The sequence below is a fragment of the Psychrobacter sp. PL15 genome, assembly GCF_035984995.1.
In the GTDB taxonomy this organism is placed as follows: Bacteria; Pseudomonadota; Gammaproteobacteria; order Pseudomonadales; family Moraxellaceae; genus Psychrobacter.
This window is the reverse complement of sequence record NZ_JAXCIB010000007.1, coordinates 107,233-128,213: the sequence shown is the minus strand read 5'-3', so window position 1 is coordinate 128,213 and position 20,981 is coordinate 107,233. Positions and strand designations below refer to the sequence as shown.

18 protein-coding genes and 2 pseudogenes are annotated in these 20,981 nt (G+C 40.9%); 10 read left to right on the top strand and 10 right to left on the bottom strand.

The window, feature by feature from the left end:
• Window positions 1-61: 61 nt before the first annotated feature.
• The 5 genes from RCH20_RS07965 to sohB all read right to left on the bottom strand — a co-directional run bounded on the left by RCH20_RS07965 (window position 62) and on the right by sohB (window position 6,188).
• Window positions 62-931 carry an SDR family oxidoreductase gene (locus RCH20_RS07965; protein WP_209957591.1) on the bottom strand — a complete coding sequence of 290 codons (870 nt, stop codon included), beginning with the start codon at window positions 929-931 and terminating at the stop codon, window positions 62-64.
• Window positions 932-1,119: 188 nt separating this feature from the next.
• Complete coding sequence (locus tag RCH20_RS07960) at window positions 1,120-1,872, bottom strand: histidine phosphatase family protein (protein ID WP_327193205.1); 753 nt, start codon at window positions 1,870-1,872, stop codon at window positions 1,120-1,122.
• A gap of 156 nt (window positions 1,873-2,028) precedes the next feature.
• A complete protein-coding gene (locus tag RCH20_RS07955; RefSeq protein ID WP_327193204.1) occupies window positions 2,029-3,420 on the bottom strand; it encodes a phosphotransferase family protein in 1,392 nt (463 codons plus the stop codon).
• A 77-nt stretch (window positions 3,421-3,497) separates the two neighbouring features.
• The gene (locus RCH20_RS07950; protein ID WP_209959134.1) at window positions 3,498-4,745 is read right to left on the bottom strand and encodes an acyl-CoA dehydrogenase family protein; all 1,248 of its coding nucleotides are present in this window, start codon (window positions 4,743-4,745) and stop codon (window positions 3,498-3,500) included.
• Between the two features lie 453 nt (window positions 4,746-5,198).
• Window positions 5,199-6,188: a protease SohB gene (sohB, locus tag RCH20_RS07945; protein ID WP_327193239.1), complete on the bottom strand. Its 990-nt coding sequence runs from the start codon at window positions 6,186-6,188 to the stop codon at window positions 5,199-5,201.
• 571 nt (window positions 6,189-6,759) lie between these two features.
• Between sohB and aspS the strand changes: the two genes are divergently transcribed.
• From aspS to RCH20_RS07925, 4 genes are all read left to right on the top strand, one after another.
• Window positions 6,760-8,586 (top strand): aspartate--tRNA ligase, encoded by a 1,827-nt coding sequence (aspS, locus tag RCH20_RS07940; protein WP_327193238.1) that lies wholly within the window; start codon window positions 6,760-6,762, stop codon window positions 8,584-8,586.
• 151 nt (window positions 8,587-8,737) lie between these two features.
• Window positions 8,738-9,670: a lysophospholipid acyltransferase family protein gene (locus tag RCH20_RS07935; RefSeq protein ID WP_327193201.1), complete on the top strand. Its 933-nt coding sequence runs from the start codon at window positions 8,738-8,740 to the stop codon at window positions 9,668-9,670.
• 241 nt (window positions 9,671-9,911) lie between these two features.
• Window positions 9,912-10,628, top strand: coding sequence for a glycosyltransferase (locus RCH20_RS07930; RefSeq protein ID WP_327193237.1), 717 nt, complete (start codon window positions 9,912-9,914; stop codon window positions 10,626-10,628).
• A gap of 122 nt (window positions 10,629-10,750) precedes the next feature.
• Window positions 10,751-11,611 (top strand): hypothetical protein, encoded by an 861-nt coding sequence (locus RCH20_RS07925; protein WP_327193200.1) that lies wholly within the window; start codon window positions 10,751-10,753, stop codon window positions 11,609-11,611.
• 5 nt (window positions 11,612-11,616) lie between these two features.
• On the opposite strand, the gene RCH20_RS07920 is transcribed toward RCH20_RS07925, so the two are convergent.
• Window positions 11,617-12,786: a glycosyltransferase gene (locus RCH20_RS07920; protein ID WP_327193199.1), complete on the bottom strand. Its 1,170-nt coding sequence runs from the start codon at window positions 12,784-12,786 to the stop codon at window positions 11,617-11,619.
• Window positions 12,787-13,092: 306 nt separating this feature from the next.
• Here RCH20_RS07920 and RCH20_RS07915 point away from each other — a divergent pair, with 306 nt between their 5' ends.
• The 6 genes and pseudogenes from RCH20_RS07915 to RCH20_RS07890 all read left to right on the top strand — a co-directional run bounded on the left by RCH20_RS07915 (window position 13,093) and on the right by RCH20_RS07890 (window position 17,555).
• Window positions 13,093-13,857 (top strand): glycosyltransferase family 25 protein, encoded by a 765-nt coding sequence (locus tag RCH20_RS07915; RefSeq protein ID WP_327193198.1) that lies wholly within the window; start codon window positions 13,093-13,095, stop codon window positions 13,855-13,857.
• Window positions 13,858-13,866: 9 nt separating this feature from the next.
• Entirely contained in the window at window positions 13,867-14,640 is a 774-nt protein-coding gene (locus tag RCH20_RS07910; RefSeq protein WP_327193197.1) for a glycosyltransferase family 25 protein, read from the top strand.
• 80 nt (window positions 14,641-14,720) lie between these two features.
• Complete coding sequence (locus RCH20_RS07905) at window positions 14,721-15,683, top strand: glycosyltransferase family 52 (RefSeq protein ID WP_327193196.1); 963 nt, start codon at window positions 14,721-14,723, stop codon at window positions 15,681-15,683.
• Between the two features lie 476 nt (window positions 15,684-16,159).
• On the top strand, window positions 16,160-16,504 hold the full coding sequence (locus RCH20_RS07900; RefSeq protein ID WP_327193194.1) for a helix-turn-helix domain-containing protein: 345 nt from the start codon (window positions 16,160-16,162) through the stop codon (window positions 16,502-16,504).
• 8 nt (window positions 16,505-16,512) lie between these two features.
• Window positions 16,513-16,896, top strand: a pseudogene (locus tag RCH20_RS07895) (transposase family protein); the annotation flags it as partial.
• Window positions 16,893-17,555 carry a YrbL family protein gene (locus RCH20_RS07890; protein WP_327193193.1) on the top strand — a complete coding sequence of 221 codons (663 nt, stop codon included), beginning with the start codon at window positions 16,893-16,895 and terminating at the stop codon, window positions 17,553-17,555. The pseudogene RCH20_RS07895 and the gene RCH20_RS07890, both read left to right, overlap by 4 nt.
• Window positions 17,556-17,625: 70 nt before the next feature.
• On the opposite strand, the gene RCH20_RS07885 is transcribed toward RCH20_RS07890, so the two are convergent.
• The 4 genes and pseudogenes from RCH20_RS07885 to pseH all read right to left on the bottom strand — a co-directional run bounded on the left by RCH20_RS07885 (window position 17,626) and on the right by pseH (window position 20,980).
• Window positions 17,626-18,714, bottom strand: coding sequence for a glycosyltransferase family 4 protein (locus RCH20_RS07885; protein ID WP_327193192.1), 1,089 nt, complete (start codon window positions 18,712-18,714; stop codon window positions 17,626-17,628).
• Between the two features lie 63 nt (window positions 18,715-18,777).
• A pseudogene (locus RCH20_RS12490) lies at window positions 18,778-19,219 on the bottom strand (IS5/IS1182 family transposase); the annotation flags it as partial.
• Between the two features lie 187 nt (window positions 19,220-19,406).
• Window positions 19,407-20,459, bottom strand: a complete 1,053-nt coding sequence (pseI, locus tag RCH20_RS07875; protein WP_327193191.1) for a pseudaminic acid synthase — start codon at window positions 20,457-20,459, stop codon at window positions 19,407-19,409.
• Window positions 20,456-20,980 carry a UDP-4-amino-4,6-dideoxy-N-acetyl-beta-L-altrosamine N-acetyltransferase gene (gene pseH, locus RCH20_RS07870; protein WP_327193190.1) on the bottom strand — a complete coding sequence of 175 codons (525 nt, stop codon included), beginning with the start codon at window positions 20,978-20,980 and terminating at the stop codon, window positions 20,456-20,458. Before pseH ends, pseI begins: the two co-directional genes overlap by 4 nt.
• Between the last annotated feature and the right edge of the window lies 1 nt (window position 20,981).

Sequence of the window (20,981 nt, the reverse complement as noted above, 5' to 3'; positions counted from 1 at the left end):
ACAGTAATATTTGCACAGTAAGATAAGTCTAGCGATATCAGTGAGTCGATGTTCAATCCGCTTAGCTGATCTTATTAACCATACTTAATGGTAAACGCTTCATAGCTTGACCCACGATTGACCATGGCAGGCTTGGTACAGAAGCTTCTTCAACACCGGACTCAATCGCTGCCACCATAGCGGTAGTACCAGTAGCCGCATCGACTTCAAACGGCAGTTTTTGGGCTTTTTCATTAATCTCAGTACGAATATAACCCGGATAGATAGTAGAGACTTTAATAGGCAATTTGGTAAGCAGCATATCAGCGCGGATACCTTCTGCTAAATACGCCAAGCCCGCCTTACTGGCCCCATAAGTGGTTATGTGACCGGGCAGACCCCGCATCGCTGATATACTCGATATCACCACTAGATGACCACTGTTTTGTTCCCGGAATATTTGCATTGCCGCTTCACACTGCGCTAAGGCTGAAATAAAGTTAATCTCAGCCGTGTGGCGATTAATCTCAAAACGCCCTTTGCCAATGCGGCGACTGTCACCAACGCCGGCGTTCACTACGATCCGGTCAATATGACCAAAGTCCGCTTTGAACGCATCAAATACTTCAAATATAGCATCATAGTCACTAACATCTAAAACGCGGTGTTCAATACGAACCTCAGGATAGCGATCCATGAGCTCCGCTTTAAGTTGCTCTAAGCGTTCGGCACGGCGTGCACAGATTGCCAAATTATAGCCTAACTTTGCGAATATCCGGGCCATGCCTTCGCCTAGTCCTGAGCTAGCACCAGTAATCAAAACCGTTTTGCCGCGGCCCACTTGCTGTTTGCCCAGGCCTTTTAAGTAGCGTGCAGGCTGAATGGCACTAAATGCTTGTTCTTTACCTTGTCTGGCTGTTTGGGTCATTAGGCTCATTAATTTATTTTGCATGGCAGTCCCTTGTATATCAAAATTAAAAAAGAATAAGACGCTACAAACCCAGTTTATAGCGTCTTGAAAGCATTTTGCTGTTTAAAAACATCTTGCTAAAAACAACCCATTATAAGGTTTATGTTTTTATACATAAGTACGGTTACGTATTAAATCCCAACTTTTTATTCTTACTATCGTCGGTCAGCTTATCGCCAAGTCACAAACCGCTTGCCATCGGCGAATAGATGGCTATATTCATTTACTGATAATAAGCGCGCAGACTGATCTTTTAGAGTGATCGCAGTAACGCCAGTATTGACCAAACTTTTATTAAGCTGATAAGCGACTTGACTGCCTTGTTGCAATAACTGCGATGTAATAGCGGCTATAACACCCCCTGAAGTGAAGACCAGCACCGTGCTATCTCGCTCTAAGTGGCTCAGCTTTGTTATTTGTGAGCGCACCTGCTCCAGCGCTTGCTGCGCACGGACGTTGAACTGCGGCCAGCTTTCCACATAGTCCGTATCATTGTCACCTGCATGCCAGCGCTGCATAGCACGATCAAACAGCTCAGCTAGGCGGGTGTTTGGGGCATCAGCTTTGGCCAGCTCAGCTGCAACCGCAGCCCGACTGATAAAGGCGGGGTCAGACTTGATAAACACATCTTTATGATTAAACTCATCAAAAACCGGCAACACATAGCTGTCAGGCGCTTCAATATTTATGATCGATGACTCAGCACCACCAGCTACTGATGGCTGATAAGCCTCCCAAAAACAGCGGGCGGAATCCTGTTGCCGTACCAAGCTACCGGTAAAAATAGCATCGATTCGGCGCTGGGTAGTCGCGTAATGCTGACCGAGCAGACGCGCTTGTGTTCCACCCAACTCTGAAAGTTGATCGTAATTTTCTTGTCCAAATGATGCTTGACCATGGCGGGCTAAAAGTATGGTTGTCATAGTGATACTGCCTAGTTTTAGGTTAGCTATTCTTGATTTACTTATTTGTAAAACGTCTATTGGTAGCTAGAATGCTAGCTACTGTCATAATGCTTATAGTCTAAGACCTTAAGCGCAAGAGTATTGCCTCGTAAATTATCCCGTAAAATGCTGACACTATTTAGGTGTCGCATCAAAATAGCTTTTTGGCAAAATACCTTTAATGACTGACTGTACCGGGCTTGGTAACTTTTCAATAGTCGCCGCATCAACACCCATATCTTGCAAGTGGGGCTGCACATGACTGGTAAACAACGCATCCCCTTCATACTTGGCAATCAGCTTCAAACATTTGGCGTGTAAGACGTGAACGATAATCCAAAAGTTTTTAAAGGCCGGATTAGTGGTTTGCTTATGATAGTAGCGATAGTAGATTTGCTGCACAATACCGGCTAAACGGAACAAGCCAAACACTTCATAAAAGGTCCAGTTATCAATCTGTAAGCCAGTCTTCTCAAGGTAATAGTCGACCACTTCATCGCGGGTCATCATCCCTTCTAGATGGGTCGGCTGACGACGAGATTGCTGCATAATGCTATTATCATCCGCTTCAATCCAATAAGCCAAGGCACTGCCTAAATCCATTAAAGGATCGCCAATGGTTGCCATTTCCCAATCTAACACCCCAATCACCTTAGTCGGGTTATCAGCATCCAAAATTACATTGTCAAAGCGCCAGTCATTATGAATAACGCAGGTACTACTATCAGCAGGCGTATGCTTAGTGAGCCATTGGCGTACCAGTGCAAAGCTTGGTACATTAGGGGTTTTTGCTTTGACATAGCGTTTATCCCAGCCACTTACTTGCCGCTCGCAGTAACCATCACCACGACCTAGCGCTACTAAATCGGGATGATCTCGGTAATCGACCTGATGTAGCTCAACTAAGGCATCGATAACATTAGTACATAATTCGCGGGTTTGTGCGGGGTCAAAATTAATACCTTTAGGCAAATTAGCACGTGGAATAATACCGGCCATACGTTCCATAACATAAAAATCAGCGCCAATAATCGCTTCATCAGTACACAGTGCAAGCATTTTTGGTACATAAGGATAGGCATCGGCAAGTGCTTTTTGGACGGTATATTCGCGCACCATATCATGAGCAGATTTGGCCTTGGTACCCTTGGGTGGGCGACGCAATATTAGGTCTTGGCCCTCATGTTGACTGTCATACTGTAAACGATATGTCCAATTTGATGCGCCACCTGAGAACTGGGTAACGGTAGGTTCGTCAACTACCTCAACACCTTGGCCACGCAGCCAATGGCTGACAGCTTGGGCATCGAGTTCTTCGCCATCACGAATAGCGCCCCCTTTATCTAATAACTCATTCAAGGACTTGTTTGGTGCTTGCTGATCTTGTACCTGGTCACCTTGTACTTGGTCACCTACTGTGACTTTTTTATCAGTATTAATATCAGTATTAATATCAGTGTCGTTATTGCTGTTGCCATTGTCACTATCGTTGATAGCATTGTTTTTAGTGTCACTATCATTTGCCATGTGATATTCCTTATCATTTAGCATATTTATCATTTAGCATATTATTTTTTACTTAGGCTATTTTAATTGCTGGTTCATTACGCTTTAGGCTTAGAAGGACGACTGAAGCCTTGACGCTTTAGCTCTAGTTTGGCAATCATGGTTTTATGCACTTCATCAGGGCCATCCGCTAAGCGTAGCGCCCTTGCCTGCGCAAAAAAGCTCGGTAGCATGGTATCTTGGCAGACACCCATACCGCCATAGATTTGAATTGCCATATCGACCACTTCTTGTAATACGGTAGGTGCCACTACTTTAATCGCTGATATTTCAGTCAATGCCGCTTTAGTCCCCTGGCTGTCCATTTTTTGCGCCGCATATAGTGTTAGTAGACGGGCTTGGTCAATCTTAATACGGGCTTCAGCAATGCGTTCTAGATTGCCCCCTAGTTGTAGTAGAGGTTTGCCAAAGGCAGTACGACTCATGCCCCGATGAATGGCAAGCTCTAATGACTTTTCGGCCGCGCCAACACAGCGCATACAATGATGAATCCGGCCTGGCCCTAAACGGCCTTGGGCAATCTCAAAGCCCATCCCCGCCCCACCAATAAAACGGGTAACCGGCACACGCACATCGGTAAAGCTGACCTCGCCATGACCATGCGGGGCATCATAATCACCAAATACTTTTAGCATGCGTTCAATCTTAACCCCAGCAGTGTTAGCAGGTACTAATACCATGGAGTGTTGATGATGGCGGTCTTTACTGTCATCAGGCGTATAAGCCATCACAATCAGTAGATTAACCGCCGGATCACCAAGACCAGAGGACCACCATTTACTACCGTTGATAACGATTTCATCACCTGCAACCACAGCAGTTGCCTGCATATTGGTGGCATCACTGGACGCCACATCAGGCTCAGTCATACAAAATACCGAGCGAGTCTTACCAGCCAATAACGGTGTTAACCACTGATCTTGCTGCTGTTGAGTGCCATAGCGCCACAACAGTTCCATATTGCCACTGTCCGGTGCATTACAGTTAAAGACATACGGCGCCAATAAGCTGCGTCCTGTCAGCTCTGCAATGGGCGCGTAATCCGTCACTGATAGCCCAGCACCTAGCTCATCGTCTGGCAAGAATAAATTCCAAAGCCCCGCCTCGCGCGCTTGCGTACGCAGTGCCTCATATTTTTCTGGCCACTGCCAATTGCGCCAATTGCCATCAGGATTTTGTTCATGGCAGTCTTGCCAAAATTGGGCTTCAATCGGCTCAATATAAGTGGCAATAAAGTCTTTGACTTGTGCATGCATGGCTTGACCATGTGGGGTGGCGGTAAACATTAGGGTGGATGCTGTAGACATAGTGAACTTCCTCTTCCTTGTTGGATATTTTTAGTTGCTGATTTTTAAATGAGATATCTTAATTATTAAAGCTATATTGCTGATAAAAACCAGACTTTTTTGCCTGCTTAATAGCAGCCTACTCCCCGACGCCAAAAGACATATTATGTCGTTCAATCAGCCGTCCTTTTGGTCTGCCGCCAATTTTTATCATACATAACGCCGACATCCTGTCTTCTTAATACGGGTCTAATCGCTTCAAAGCTGTCTATTTATAGCATACTCACTATTATGAAGCAGCAAAAAGGCGCGACCGGCTAGGCCACGCCTTTAAGAGTTCTGATTAACTTACTGAAGATAATGACATAAATCAATATTTATAATCACATCTTAACCACGAGAATAGCGCTTAATGCTTAATGCTTAATGCTTAATGCTTAATGCTTAAACTTATTACTTTAAGATGTTTAAGCGACTATTGAAGTCAAAACGCATTAAAGCATCAGGTAATTTATCGATTGCCATACTGAGTGTGGCTTCAGCCGCTTGCGACAGCCCTAACTTCTCTGCCAAGGTTGGCTTTTGGCGTGAATGTAACGCATAGACTTCATTATTGTCCATCAAATTTAAAATGTAGCTGTCAGACGTTTGCAGGCTATCGATCAAGTTAAGAGCCAATGCATCTTCACCATACCAATGCTCACCGGTAGCGACTTTATCTATATCAAGAGTTGGACGATAAGTATTCACGAAATGCTTAAATAATTGATGGGTCTGTTCCAGCTCTTCTTGGTACTTGGCACGGTCTTCATCATCATTTTCACCGAACACGGTCACGGTGCGCTTATAATCGCCTGCGGTAAACATTTCATAATCAACATCGTGATTTTTGAGCCATTTATGAAAATTGGGTAATTGCGACACCACACCGATAGAACCAATAATTGCAAATGGCGCGGCAACGATATTGTCCGCCACACAAGCCATCATATAGCCACCACTGGCAGCGACTTTATCGACACATACTGTCAGTTTGAAACCCGCCTCTTTTAGGCGAGCCAACTGCGCTGCTGCTAGTCCATAACCATGTACCAAACCACCGCCTGATTCGAGGCGAACGACCACTTCATCGCCTTTATTAGCGGTACTGATTAGCGTACTAATCTCTTCGCGTAGGTGCTTGACCGCTGTCGCTTTAATATCACCATCAAAGTCGAGTACAAAGACTTGCTGGTTGTCGTGTTTGCCTTTGGCTTTATTTTTTGACGCTTGCTTGGCTTGTTTGGCCATACTTTTTTTGAGCTGTTTCAGTGCCGCTTTACCTTGCGTGGCTTCCATTACATCTTGGCGGCGTTGCGCTTGGGTCTTGTTAAGATGCATAACTTTGAGTTCAACAGGATTTTTAGGAGGATGAAATAGCATAAAAATAATTCCTTTAATAATTAAAATGATGGCCGTCTTTTATCAATGGTTTTTGTAAATAATGTTATAGACGTCATCTTGATATGCGCGCAGTAACGCGGGTTTTCAAGCATGGAGATAATATTTAATCAGTGACTAACTTTGCTGAAAGATAGCTTGCTGACATCGTATTTCTAGGTTTTGAATCTATTGGTATAGTTGTATAACAAAGGCAGTTTAGGCATAATATGCGTTTACATCTATTTTTATGCCGCCAACGTGATGACTGTTTGTCTTGAATGCGTTGTATATGCTATTTTTTGAGGGCATTGATTAAGGATATTAATGAATGCTAGTACTCCTTAAAGTAGCAACGCCCATAGCCAATGAGATTGCACTATTAACCAAGCGGGCCTTATTTTTTAGTACTGAATTAACACTGAATGAGTACTGAATGAGCGCTGAAATTTTTGGTGCTCATAGGCCCTGCCGACTGTCGCTAAATTGGCCGAAAGCAGATAGTTTTGGTTGAAAACAGATAACGATGGCAGCATTATTGTACTTTGAATTGGGCTGATAACTGGAAAATTATATTATGACGCAAAGCGAAATGATGATGCACAGCGAATACCGGGACGAATATTGCGGGGCTGTAACCGAAAGCTTGTTAGAGCAAACCATTAGTATCGTCGGCTGGGTACATCGTCGCCGTGATCACGGTGGGGTAATTTTCTTAGACATGCGTGATCGCGCTGGTATCTTACAGGTAGTTGTGGATCCCGATACCCCAGAAGCCTTTGCTATTGCTGATGTTGTGCGTCCTGAATATGTACTTAAAATTACGGGCCGCGTTCGTCGCCGTTACGAGGGTACCGAAAACGCCAATATGACCAGTGGTCAAGTTGAGCTATTAGGCAAAGAAATTGAAGTCCTGGCTAAATCTGAAACCCCGCCGTTCCCGCTAAATGATGAGAACACCACGGTTTCAGAAGAACTACGCCTGAAGTATCGTTATCTTGATATGCGCCGCCCGCAAATGCAAGATCGCATGGTCTTTCGTGCCAAAGCCACTTCATCGATTCGCCGTTATTTAGACGATCACGGCTTCTTGGATGTTGAGACCCCTATTCTGACCAAGGCCACTCCTGAGGGCGCTCGAGATTATCTCGTACCTTCACGTACGCGTCCGGGTAGCTTCTTTGCTTTGCCGCAGTCGCCCCAGTTATTTAAGCAACTATTGATGGTGGCAGGTTTTGATCGTTATTATCAGATTGCCAAGTGCTTCCGCGATGAAGACTTGCGTGCCGATCGTCAGCCTGAATTTACCCAAGTGGATATTGAGACTTCTTTTCTTAACGAAGAAGAGATCATGAATATCAACGAAGGTCTCATTAAACACGTATTTAAGACCATGTTGGACGTTGAATTTGAGCAGTTCCCACGTATGACTTACTTCGAGGCCATGCGTGACTATGCGTCAGACAAACCTGACTTACGTATTCCATTGAAGTTGGTCGATGTCGCAGATCTTATGCAAAGCGTTGACTTTAAAGTATTTGCCGGCCCTGCTAACGATCCTAAAGGCCGTGTGGCAGCGCTACGTATTCCGAATGGTAGTTCCATTAGCCGTAAGCAAATTGATGAATATACTAAGTTTGTTGGTATCTATGGCGCACGTGGTTTGGCTTATATTAAAGTCAACGATGCCAGTAACATCAACAATGGCGTGGATAAAGAGTCGGGCTTACAATCACCAATTATCAAAAATATGACTGATGACGTGCTTGCTAGCCTCATTGAACGCACTGGCGCTGAAGATGGCGATATTATCTTCTTTGGTGCGGATAAAGCCAAGGTTGTGAATGATGCAATGGGTGCGCTTCGTCAAAAAATCGGTCTTGATCTTGAGATGACCACTTGTCAGTGGGCACCACTGTGGGTGACTGACTTTCCGATGTTTGAAGAAACTGACGATGGCAATTGGACCGCGATGCATCATCCCTTTACCAAGCCTAAAGGCTCAGTTGAAGAATTAAAAGACAATCCAGCAACAGCACTTTCTGTTGCCTATGATATGGTACTAAACGGTACTGAAGTCGGTGGCGGTAGCTTGCGTATCAATACGCTTGAGATGCAGAAAGCAGTATTTGAAGCCCTGGGTATCGGTGCGGTCGAGGCCGAAGACAAATTCGGCTTCTTGTTGGACGCCTTGAAATTTGGTGCGCCGCCGCATGGTGGTTTGGCGTTTGGTTTGGATCGCTTGATTATGCTTATGGTCGATGCCAGCTCCATTCGTGATGTGATAGCATTTCCAAAAACCAAGACAGCAGAGTGTCCATTAACCCAAGCACCGGCTGAAGTTGACAGCAGACAGCTACGTGAGCTTGGTATCCGTGTACGTGAAAAAGTGCAGGCTGACACTAACAAACCTGCCCAATAAATGGTCTAGTTATGCACAGATATTTGTTATGGTGTAATCAAAATCTACAATGGAACACCTTAAACCAAAGTTCTTTGTATTGCAGATTTTTGCAATATAAAGAACGGCACTGTGTCCTATCACCATATGACTCATTGTCATGTGAGCAGCCATGAATCCGTTTCATATTTTTAAAGTCGTGCCACTGTCTGTGTTACAGATATTGGCACGTTTTGTTGCTTGGATAATGGTGTTACTACCCAATCTCAGTATCGTGCGTACTATTGATATTAATTTAGCGCTAATCACCCCCGCCTTATCTGCTGCCCAAAAACAAACCATAATGAAAGACATCGTCAGGCATCAGTGTCTGAGTAGCGTCGAGTCCATGAAAAGCTGGGCCATGCCGCCTAAATGGAGCATCGCACAAATTCGTGAGGTGCATAATAAAGACATTTTGCTAGAAGGATTGGCCAATCCCAATGGCATGCTCGCCATCGTGCCGCACCTAGGTACCTGGGAGATGATGAATGCGTGGCTCAATCAGTTTGGCTCACCTACCATCATGTATAAGCCCGTTAAAGGTAAGGTCATCAACGACTTTATACTACAGGGCCGAGCGCGACTTAACGCAACCTTAGTACCGACCGACGGTAGCGGCGTCAAAGCTATTTTTAAGACTCTTAAGCAAGGCGGCTTTAGCATTGTCCTACCTGACCATGTCCCTGACCCTTCAGGCGGCGTGATCGTGCCCTTCTTTGGGGTTGAAACCTTGACCAGTACCTTGGCCTCGAAACTGGCTAGCAAAACTAAATGCGCCTTAGTCGGTGTGTCTTGTATTCGCCGTAATGATGGCTGTGGTTTCGATATATTTTGCTATAAACTCGATAACCCTGCGCTGTATGATCGTGACGCGGCGACTTCTACCCATGCCTTAAATCAAGCCATGGAGCAGATGATCGAGGACAGACTCAGTCATTATATGTGGGGTTATCGGCGTTTTAAGCATATACCTGGCTTAAATAATCCTTACAATGCCACTGAAGGTGAGTTGGCAGATTTTATTCAGGTTAATAACGATACCTTTAATAATAAAGCCAATTAATAATAAAACCAACTATAGTAATAAAGCCAATTAATAATAAAGCCAATACCAGTATCGAGAGTAAGAATCCTAACTCTTTATCCTTTATAACTGTAAGCTAACGCATACATACCAACAGATATTTTTTAGCTTTTAATCCGATCACTACGAGTAATTCATGGTTATAGAGTCAAGCAAAGATGTTTCGGCAGCGCCAACAAATGCTGATGCGAGTGCGCCTGAGCAGCGCTATATTATCTGTATGAAATGGGGTGACAAGTATGGACCTGAGTACGTCAACCGCCTATATAATATGGTCAATCGACATCTAACGCTAGACTTTCAGATGGTCTGCTTGACCGACGACAGTACTGGCATTGATCCTGCTATACAATGCTATCCGATACCTGAGCTTAATTTACCGCCAGGTCCTGAACGCGGTTGGAAAAAACTAACTACCTTTAAGCACGATCTGTATGATCTTAAAGGTACCGCCCTGTTTTTAGATATTGATATTGTGATCGTTGATAATATAGACGGCTTCTTTACCCACAAAGCTGAGTATGAGGATAGCGTGGTCATCATTCGTGACTGGAAAAAGCCATGGCGAATGATTGGTAACAGCTCTGTCTATCGTTTTAATGTGGGCATGAACACCTACCCTGACCTACTCGATAGCTTTGAGCGTAATTTTGAGACTATTCGTCTGCAAGTTCGCCATGAACAAGCTTATCTCTCTAACTACTTGCGTGAGCACCACCATCTAGAGTATTGGGATAAAACCTGGTGTGTCAGCTTTAAGTATCAATGTGTTGCACCGATCCCTTTTAACTTATTACGCGCACCAAACCTACCTGAGGGCGCAAAAATCGTTGTCTTCCATGGTGAGATCAACCCACCAGACGCTATTAGTGGCGGCGGTGGTAAATGGTATCGTCATGTCAAGCCCAGTCCGTGGCTAAAAGCATACTGGCAATAAGCTAAGTTTGATCGCTTATTATCTTTTATCCACTTTGAACAAATTCTAATTGATGAGCATGCTAGCTATGAAAACAGACAATTGCACAACATGGTCGAGAGCGACGAGTGGAAAATAATAGGGTGTCAACTTGGAAGCTACTGCCTTCTACCGCTAGATTTAATATTGACAACCAACTGATTACCATCCGTGCTTTTGATGCCAATGACGCACAACAAAGCCTGCATAAACAAGCAGTCAATATTATCGCCTCTGGCCCTTCTGTTGCCAGCTTAGCGTTCTCAGAAATGCTAGATGACCCTACTATTTTTGTCAACGGTAGTATTAGCCTCATTGATCAGTATAAGTTCACCGAAGTCGTTGGTTATGTGATTAGTGATGCGCGCTTTATTCACCATCAGCCTGAAATCTTACGAAAACATTATACCGGCCAGCCTTTGTATACAACCTTGGCTGTCTTAGAGGCAATGGCAGTAACCCATCCTGAGATCATGCGCGCCTATCACGATTCTATGCGGGTGTTATACCCTGTCGATCGACCTTGGGGCGTCAAGTCAAATCGGCTGTTATTTAGTAAATTAGTATTTAGAAAAAAACTACTTAATAAAAAAAAGCCGTTGTCCTACTTTACAGATCATCCAAACTTTATTATTAATGGTATCCATAAGTCTGCTGCTATTGGCGTCTCCCTTAATGTTACTTATGGCTTTGTAGAAGCGGGAACTGTTGCTTATGTGGCCACCCAATTAGCATTCTCACGCCATGCTTCGACCATTCATCTGTATGGCATAGACTTGCTTAATAGCAATAAGCCGCGGTTTTACGAGAACGAAGATAATACCGCGCCAACTAAGCTCAACCAAGTCATCAGCGAGCGTATTGTGCCGTCGTTTAATTTATTGGGTAAGGCCTACAAAAAGCACGGCGTATCAGTGATTAATCACTCGCCTGTTTCTAAATTCTTATTCGACGGTTTGGATTAATCCTGTCATTTCTTTCTCTCTAACACCTCACCAAACTCTAAATATTGCCGAGCGACATGCTTGGGTAATAGCTGCTGATTGAAGGGTACTTTATAGTGCGTTATATTCTCTACTGCCTGACTTATTAGCTGTGCTAATGCGTCGATGTCCCCTACTGGTACTAAGTTCTGTTTAGGTAACAACTCTCTTGGGCCAAATGGACAATCCGTACTAATCACTGAAACATCTAATGCTTGGGCCTCGACAATCACATACCCAAACCCTTCAAATTTGGAGGTCAGTACTAGTAATGCTGCGCCAGCAATTAATGGATAAGGATTGGCCTGAAACCCCAAAAACTTAACGCTATCAGCAATACCCAGTTCCACAGCCAACTGTTTAATCTCATCTTCAAGCTTGCCTTTACCCACCAATACCAGAGGTAGCTTTGGTTTAGCTTGGGCATAGGCTTGCAATAAGTCTCGATGACCTTTCATAATATCAAACGATGCCACATGAATCAGATAGCCTTTGACGGTTAAACCAAATTGATCGATAGTCGGCGGCAATACTGCTGCTCTTTTGATCTCATAGACATCACATGGGTTATAAATGGTGGTGGTTTTATGAAGGTTAACTTCATTGTTAGCCTCATTATTGGCTCTATGTTCATGGTTACCTATAAGTGCTAGCAAATCCTGACGAGCGCCTTCACTGACGCAACTACAAGGATGAGCACCATAAACCCTTTGTAAATGAGCAATAGTCTGCGTAGGCATGGTTGCCAGTTGGTCTTGGAATTGTCTGGACAACGCAGTATGTAATACGTTGACGATATTTGGCAGTTGACTGTAAGCCATGATCCAATTGAGTTTGTAAATATTAACCAGTATCAAATCTGGCACGCCTATATTTGCAAGTACATAATCATCTATCTGCTTAGCAAGCCTTCTATAGGCTACTGCTTGTCCAGACTCTTGCTCAAATTCTGAGCTGTCATTATTATGCGGCTGACTATATGCCACTACGTGATGCTGCACGCGGGGATCTAACGACATATCCTGCGTATCTTCCAGACACAGCACATGAACACGATAATCCATTGCTAAGTAAGCGCGCGCCAACGTAGTGACCATGCGTTCAGCGCCGCGGCCTTCTAGCGCTTTTAATATGAGTAGAATAATAGGTTGGGTCATAAAGCTCTTCGTGTAAGTTTATTTTTTACATAGCTTTTTAGTGTATTTGTTTCATTTAGGTCTATAGTCAGTATACTAAACAGGTTAATCAATAAATAACCAATCTATTAATTATTGCAGCAATGTTACTTTGTATGATGGTTTTATCTACTTTCGTACGGGCACCGATGATACACTGCAAGATGTGCCTACTAATACAAAAATTATTATATTTCATGCTGAAATCAATCAGCGAGATGTTCTCGCTGATTGTAGTAAGTGTTATCGTTGTATAAAGCCAAGTTCGCAGTTAAAGGAGTATGTGAAATGAAGGTAATCACCTATTTAATCAACTTGGATGGAAGTGATGAACGCCTGAATAGTGCAACGCAACAACTAGATCAAATAGATTGGCCATTTGAAAGATTTGCAGCTTACGATGGTCGCGGTATGGCGCTATCTGACTTTAACAACTATAACGACTGGCAAACCAAAGAGAACTTAGGTCGAAGCCTATTGAACTCAGAAATAGGCTGTTATCTCAGCCATTATAATTGTGTACAGCAATTCCTGAAAACTGATGCTGATTTTTTAATTGTATTAGAAGATGATATGAAGATATCATCTGACTTCAAAACTTTAGTAGACGAGCTGTTGAAATTTCTTTACATTCATCACGATATAGATTGGTATCTCATAAACATCGCAGCGAAAAAAAAGAAAATGGCTAAAAATATCACAACCATTAATAACCATACCTTATGGCACGCTTACTATTTTCCAGTACTTGGATTGGGTTTGATATGGTCAAGAAAAGGTGCTGAAGAATTCGTAGAAAAAGGTAAAGATATAACAATGCCAGTAGATGTATTTTTTCAAAGATGGCTAAGTGGTAACGGTAAAGGCTTAGGCATTTGGCCTGCATTGGTAACTGCTACTGGTTCAGAAAGCGATATATGGAATTCTGGTGCAAACCCCGATGTAAGCCGTAAAGATAAAGAAGATAGAGTCTTATCTTATAGCTTGAAGAAGAAAAAAAGAATGTGGCAAGATAAAATTTCTGCTGCTAAACATTTATACTTGGATAAATAATACCTGCCTATGCAAAATATAGTTATCAGCTTACAGTCTGCAACAGATAGAAGGCACCATATTGAGAGTGAATTCCAGAAACATAATGTTGATTTCACTTTTTTTGATGCTTTGACACCAGACCTAGCTAAAATTTGCGCGGTAAATATGCAAATTGATAATAATGAGCAAGTTTTGTCTCTAGGCGAGCTGGCCTGTATGATGAGCCATATAACTATATGGCAAAAAATGATAAATGAAAATACACCTTATTTGGCAATTTTTGAGGATGATATTTACCTTGGCGAAGATGCGGAATATTTATTGAATAGTTCTGATTGGATAAATCCAAAATGGAATATTATAAAAACCGAAGCATTCTGTAAAAAAGTTTTCTTATCTTCTGACATTTATGAGGTGATAGCGGATAAACGTTATATTGCTCAGCTGAAAGGTAAAAGCTTAGGTACAGGTGGCTATATTCTATCGCTATATGGCGCTAAAATATATCTAGAGTACATTTCAAATAATAAACTACTTCCGCTTGATGAGCTAATGTTTGATACATTCATTAGCCATAAATCTGAGCCTGTTTACCAAATGACACCGGCTATATGTATTCAAGAAATGATTCTAAATGAGACTAAAACAGATTTATTGCTGCCCAGTGCATTAGCGGAAGACCGTAAGAATAGGATGTATATGGAAACAAGAACTAAGCTCCACAAGCTAAATAGGGAGTTTAATAGAATCACCTTACAGCTTAAAAAGTGTATCTTTGGAAAAAATTTATATTTTAAATAAAAGCACAAATTTAATAGCCAATAATTAGTTTTTTATGCAACCTAAGCTTCACTTTCCAATTTATTGATGGTTATAAATTTATGAGTATTAGTAGTCAGAAATCAAGAAGTTTAATCATGTGTGCTACACCTCTACAGATGTTGATAGCGGAAAAAATTATTGAATTAAACAAAGAGAAGGAATTTGACTTACTAGTCTTGGCTCCAAGTAATAATGATAAATATTATTATTATTATCAAAAACTAAAAACACTGTGTTTAGATAGTTTATATTATGTAGATACCAAGTCTAGTATAACAAGTTTTTTGAGCTACATAGGTGAGCTAAAACGGGGGGACTTGGATAAAAGATATCAAAATCTTTATCTAGCAAATATAGATTTTAGACATTTTCATTACCTAATTTCAAGAAATAGTAAATCTAGTATCTATACTTTTGATGATGGTATAGCTAATGTCATACCTAACAATATCTACAGCTCCAGCATAAGGCTTAGTATTTGGAAAAGAACTATATCTTATCTTATAGGAATAAATACTTGTACGGCGAATGTAAAAAAATTATCATTATTACATTATACGTTATATAAAGATGTACCCAACATCGTTAGTCCAACTGAGTATATTTCACTTTATAATAATAAGTGTGAAGAGAATATTACTAATAAAAAAGTTTTTAAATTTTATTTAGGTCAACCGATGACGGAAGTCAATGATAGCTATTGCTCAGATTATATTCATAAAACTCTAGAAAAATTAGATATAGATTTTTATTTCCCTCATCCACGTGAAAATTATGATATAACTAAGGTTAAAGTTATAAATAGTCAATTAATTTTTGAAGAATATATAATTAATTTTTTGAATAAGAATACAGACTCTCGTGTCGAGATATATAGTTTTATTAGTACGGCATCTCTAAACTTAACAAATATAAATACCATAAAGTCATTTTATATTTGCGATAAATTTTTGTCAGAAAATTATAAAGATTTTTATAATTTAGCATCTGAAAAATTTAATATAAATATAATAAGAGTATGATATGTCTCTTACATAAATCAATTGCTAACTCTTATAGTTTCATTCATGAAACCGAAGAAAAATTACTTTTACAAGATAACTAATAAATCGTAAAAATTATTTTTTAGTCAACTTATATTATTTAATCGCACATAGAATAATCAGCACATATAGCTTGTAAAGTTTATACTCATTAGATCTCTTACATAAGTATCATCATGAATTAGAATGAACGTATCACTCTCAATCAGATGATCGTCATGCCTGACATAGATAAACTACTTGAGCAAAACGATGCAGGTTTTAAACGCTATAGTCGATTCAATTTAAACAAGATACAATGCTACTGGAATGAATTTTTTGCCGCCTCTGTCACGCTTGCGAACAGCACGCAAGAAAAATTTATACCAGTGGCACATTGCTATACACATTTTTTTATTGTGAACTGACTATATACGGGTATTCGAAAAACTACCTTTAATGCCATGTTAAAAGTTATGAGTCAGCATGAAGCAGCTAAAACCAAATCAGGTCGTCCAAGTGAGCTTAGCTTGGAGGCGCAGATACTGCTAGCGCTGACCTATTGGCGTGAATACCGAACGCTTTATCATATTGGTATGGACTTTGGTATTCACGAATCCTCTGCCAGTCGTATGGTTCGTAAAGTAGAAGATAGTCTTATCAGCTCAGGTCAGTTCGACTTACCCAAAAAGCTACCTCGTGGTGATGTTGACGATATTAACTGGTCAGCGGTCATTATAGATGCGACTGAAACCCCAATTGAGCGTCCAAAAAAAACCAAGGCGACTACTACAGCGGTAAGCGAAAACAACACACCTTAAAAGCGCAAGTCATTGTGCACTGGCAGACGGGTCTTATACTCGATGTTCAAACTTGCAAAGGGGCGGTACATGACTTTAGTCTTTACAAACAGACTTGTCCTGACTGGTTGCCTAAAAGCACCAGCTACCTAGCAGACAGCGGCTATCAAGGTATCGCCAAACTCCATGACCAAGCATTTATACCTTTTAAAAAACCAAAAGGGGGTGAGTTATTAGCGCTTTGCAAGCAAGCGAATCAGTATTTGGCAAAGTTTCGCATTCTAGTTGAGCATAAAATAGGTCTGGTTAAGCTGTTTAAGATAGTTGCCCAGCGATACCGCAATCGTCGTCAGCGTTATGACTTGAGAATGAAGCTGTTCGCAGCGGTGGTTAATTTGGAGCTTAAGCAATGACTTTTGCAAGAGGTCTATTCATAGGAGTAATCAAAAACATGTTTTTAGTAGAAGATTTAAAGTTACTGGGTCAGGGGACACAAAAATTAGTATATGAACATCCAGATGACTCAAATAAAATAATTAAAGTAATGAGACCTGAGCACGCTACATCTAATGGAGGAAGGTCTAAGCAGCACCATTTGCGTGCACATCGATCTCAAGGAATATATAGACAGTTTCGTAGAGAAATATTACAGTATCTACAGCTTTGTAAAAGTAACTATTATAATCAAAAATTCACTTTCCCAGTAGAAACTATCTACGGTTTTGTAGCCACTAATCAAGGATTGGGATTAGTTACTGAAAGAATCATAGGCCCTAGCGGTTCACCGCTTACATTATCCGAAATCTCTAACCTAAAGAAATTCAACGATAAACATGCCAAAGCACTTGATCGATTTTTTGATGAGTGTTGCGAATTACATGTGGTGTTTGGCGAAGTTAATATTGCAGGTATTATGTATACCGAAAAAAGACAGGGTGTAGCCGAGTTTGTATTAGTCGATGGGATTGGGGAAAAATTGCTCATTCCTTTTAGAGCGATGAGTAAAACAATCAATAGCCGAAATGTCAGAAAGGTTGAGAATAAAATAAAGAGTCAGCTTAGCTATTATTAAAGCGGTCTATCTATAACGAGATAAGATAACCAAATGACAAGCTATGCTAAAACTTTAGACAATACAACTTTTATAGTTTCTCAAGCAACTGCTGAAATAAATCATAATACGCTTGAGTTACTTGTTTTTTATCGTATGAACTTAAAACTTTTTTTCGAGCAGTTGTTGTCAACTGCTCATAAGCCTTGGGGTCTGATAAAACGTTATTAATAATACCTGCAAGTACTTTATCATCTCCAATAGGAAATAAAAAACCATCCACTCCATCATTAATCAACTCTTCGACACCGATAGCTTGACTACCAATGACCACGCAGCCACTTGCCATGGCTTCTAAAACCGACAGGTTCAAACCTTCAAACCGACTCGACATTACAAAGGCTTTATGCTGCATCAGTAGCTTGTCAACTTCATTACTATACTTTATAAAACTTATTTGGCTTCCTAAATTATAGCGCTTGACCAAGCTATGAACTTCGTTTTCGTAACGCTTGCGCCCACTACCAACGAGAGTTAAACTCAGGGCTATTCCTTTTCTCTTAAGTTGGTAAAGTGCCTCTATTAAAGTGACATGATCTTTGCTCTTAGCATATCTAGCGACCATAATTAAGTCTTGCGGTCTTTCCACTAAAGGCAACATTGTCGTGCCACCATAGCGATGACTATCAATACCATTTGTAATAGCTTGAACAGGTGCTTCCAGATTCTGTTTTGATAACTCTGACGCCACTCCTTTAGAGACTGCAACGACTTTATCCGTAGACCTACTTAATTTGCGTGTTTGGTACAGCTTCCAAGGGGTATAGCGCTCTTTGGAGTTATGCTCCACTTGTACTAAATGGGGTACTTTAGCCAACAAGCCTGCCTGTCTCCCTAAAATATGCTCTGGAAATCCATGCGCAACCAAAATATCAGGTTGCCATTGCTCACATAATCGTCTTAATTCATGAACAGTTGCAAGATGCGTCGTACCAGTTATCACCCGATAGTCAATATTTTTATTATCTAATTCAACGAGCTTTTCTGGTACTGTCGTTTTTTTCCGCCTTAGTACTAACAGATTCTTAGTAGCTTCGATTTGATTATGTGCGGTGATTAAGTCCACGGCAACTTTAGTCGCTCCTGAAAACCCACCTGTTACAAAATGCAATACTTTCAACGAACTCTCCATAAACATGTTTAAAATAACATTAAATTTCATTAGACTTATTAGGGCGTATTCTCAATTCACTTTGCAATGAACGATAATGCACGCTAAGTAAAGCATTGACTTCAAATTGCGAGCTAACTTTTCATATCATGTAGCGATACTGCGAAAATATTTGAGTCTTACAAATATGTTTTCTACTAACTTGTATAAATAACTATCAAAGTCTGGATTGGGCTGTTTGGAATTCTTTATTTTAGGAAAAATAGGAATTATACTGTGCGTACAGGCTTTGTCCAACTGCCCCATCTTAGCCTAGCTTCACTTGCATGCTGGTGAAACCGTATACAGCTTCCATAAATGAATACCCATTCTGTATCACTTTCTTTCTATGAGCTAAATAAAATCTCCCCTAGCCCCTTCTTCGACTAATGATTAAAATGGTTATAAGCCGTTTCCATAGGCACAATTCTTTGGGTGTGTCACGCCACGTTGCGCCTGTACGCAGCTTCCATAATTGCTCGGTTACTGTCTATTTGATAGCAACCATGTTGCAGATGCTCTCAAAGATTATCGATTAATACTTGTATTGCCATTTTATCTATATGTCTTATTTTTATAAAACATCAACTTTGTTTTAGGATTTAGCAGCACTTTTTCAAATTAGGGGCACGCCCTTGTAGTTTCGTTAGAACAGTGAGTAGCTAATTAAAATAATCAGTTTGAACAGGACTATTTTTGATTACTGCTTTAGCTAATTTTTTTCCCAACAAACTATTTAGAAATTTCGGAGCCAAACCAAACCCAGGTCTAACACTACGTACTGAATCCTCAGTGATTATGTCACCTGCTTGCATATCCTTCACAAAGTATAGAGAGCGTCGAAACTGAGTATTAGCTTGCTCACTAGCTTTACGTCCGTAATCAATTTGGCCGAGCGCGTGCCAAGCTGTTTTGCTATCGCGGCATAGTGCTGTCAAATCTGCTGGTTCTAATGAGAAACTATCATCAGGCCCACCGCCATTACGATCAAGCGTAAAGTGTTTCTCTATAATAGAAGCGCCAAGTGCTACACTAGTTATTGCTGTAGTATTGTCTATAGTATGATCAGACAACCCTGTGACCAAACCAAAACGTGTCTTCATGTCTGTAATGGTGCGCAGATTATAATCTTCAGAAGGTGCAGGATAGCCACTCACACAATGTAAGATAGCAAGCTCTTTACAGCCCCCTTCACGCGCCGCATTGATTGCTTCTTGGATTTCTTCAGCATCGGCCATACCAGTCGAGATAATCATTGGCTTACCGGTACTAGCAACATATTTAATCAATGGTAAATCAACCGCTTCAAAAGAAGCTATTTTATAAGCAGGCGTATTAAGATCTTCTAATAAATCAACTGCCGTATTATCAAAAGGAGAGCTAAAAATAGTAATACCTAATTTGCGAGCATACTCAAAAAGTGGTTTGTGCCACTCCCAAGGCATATGGGCTTTTTCATATAGATCATATAAAGATTGACCATCCCATAAGCCGCCACGAATCATAAACTCTTCATTCTGACTGTTTAAAGTTATAGTCTCTGCTGTATAGGTCTGCAATTTAACAGCATCTGCCCCACAGATTTTAGCCTGCTCAATGATTTTTAGTGCAGTTTCCATACAACCATTATGGTTTGCAGATAACTCAGCAATAATATAGGGAGGATAATCTAAACCAATCTTTCTGTCGGCTATCGAAATAGTTTTGTTATTCATAATTCAGTCTCTTTTATTTTCCATTCATTGGCTAATAAACCAAAATGTACTACATTATGGTAGCATTTATCTTCGAAATGCTGGTCTCTTAGTATCCCTTCCTGCACAAACCCAAGGCTGATATGAAACCTGACTGAAGGTATGTTGTAAGCCAGTGCTTGACCACATATCTTATGTAGTTCAAGCATTTGAAAAGCATAATTTAACGCAGTGATACCTAATTGTTTCCCAGTCCCTTTTTCAGAATCTGGAGCGACATAAAATCCCCATTCTGCGATATTGCCATGAGCTAATTTATTTATATTAACAAATCCAGAAGCTACATCGTTGATCTCAAAAACAAGCAAATGATGATTTGAATCATTGTTAGCCTTTTTGAACCAATTTGTATGTTCAGCTAATTTTATTTCGTGCTGGGTATACATATAGCGACGTATATCAGGATGATTACGCCATATTAATACCTGTTCAAGGTCAGACTCTAACATTGGACGCACACAACAGTTCGCAGTCGATAACATA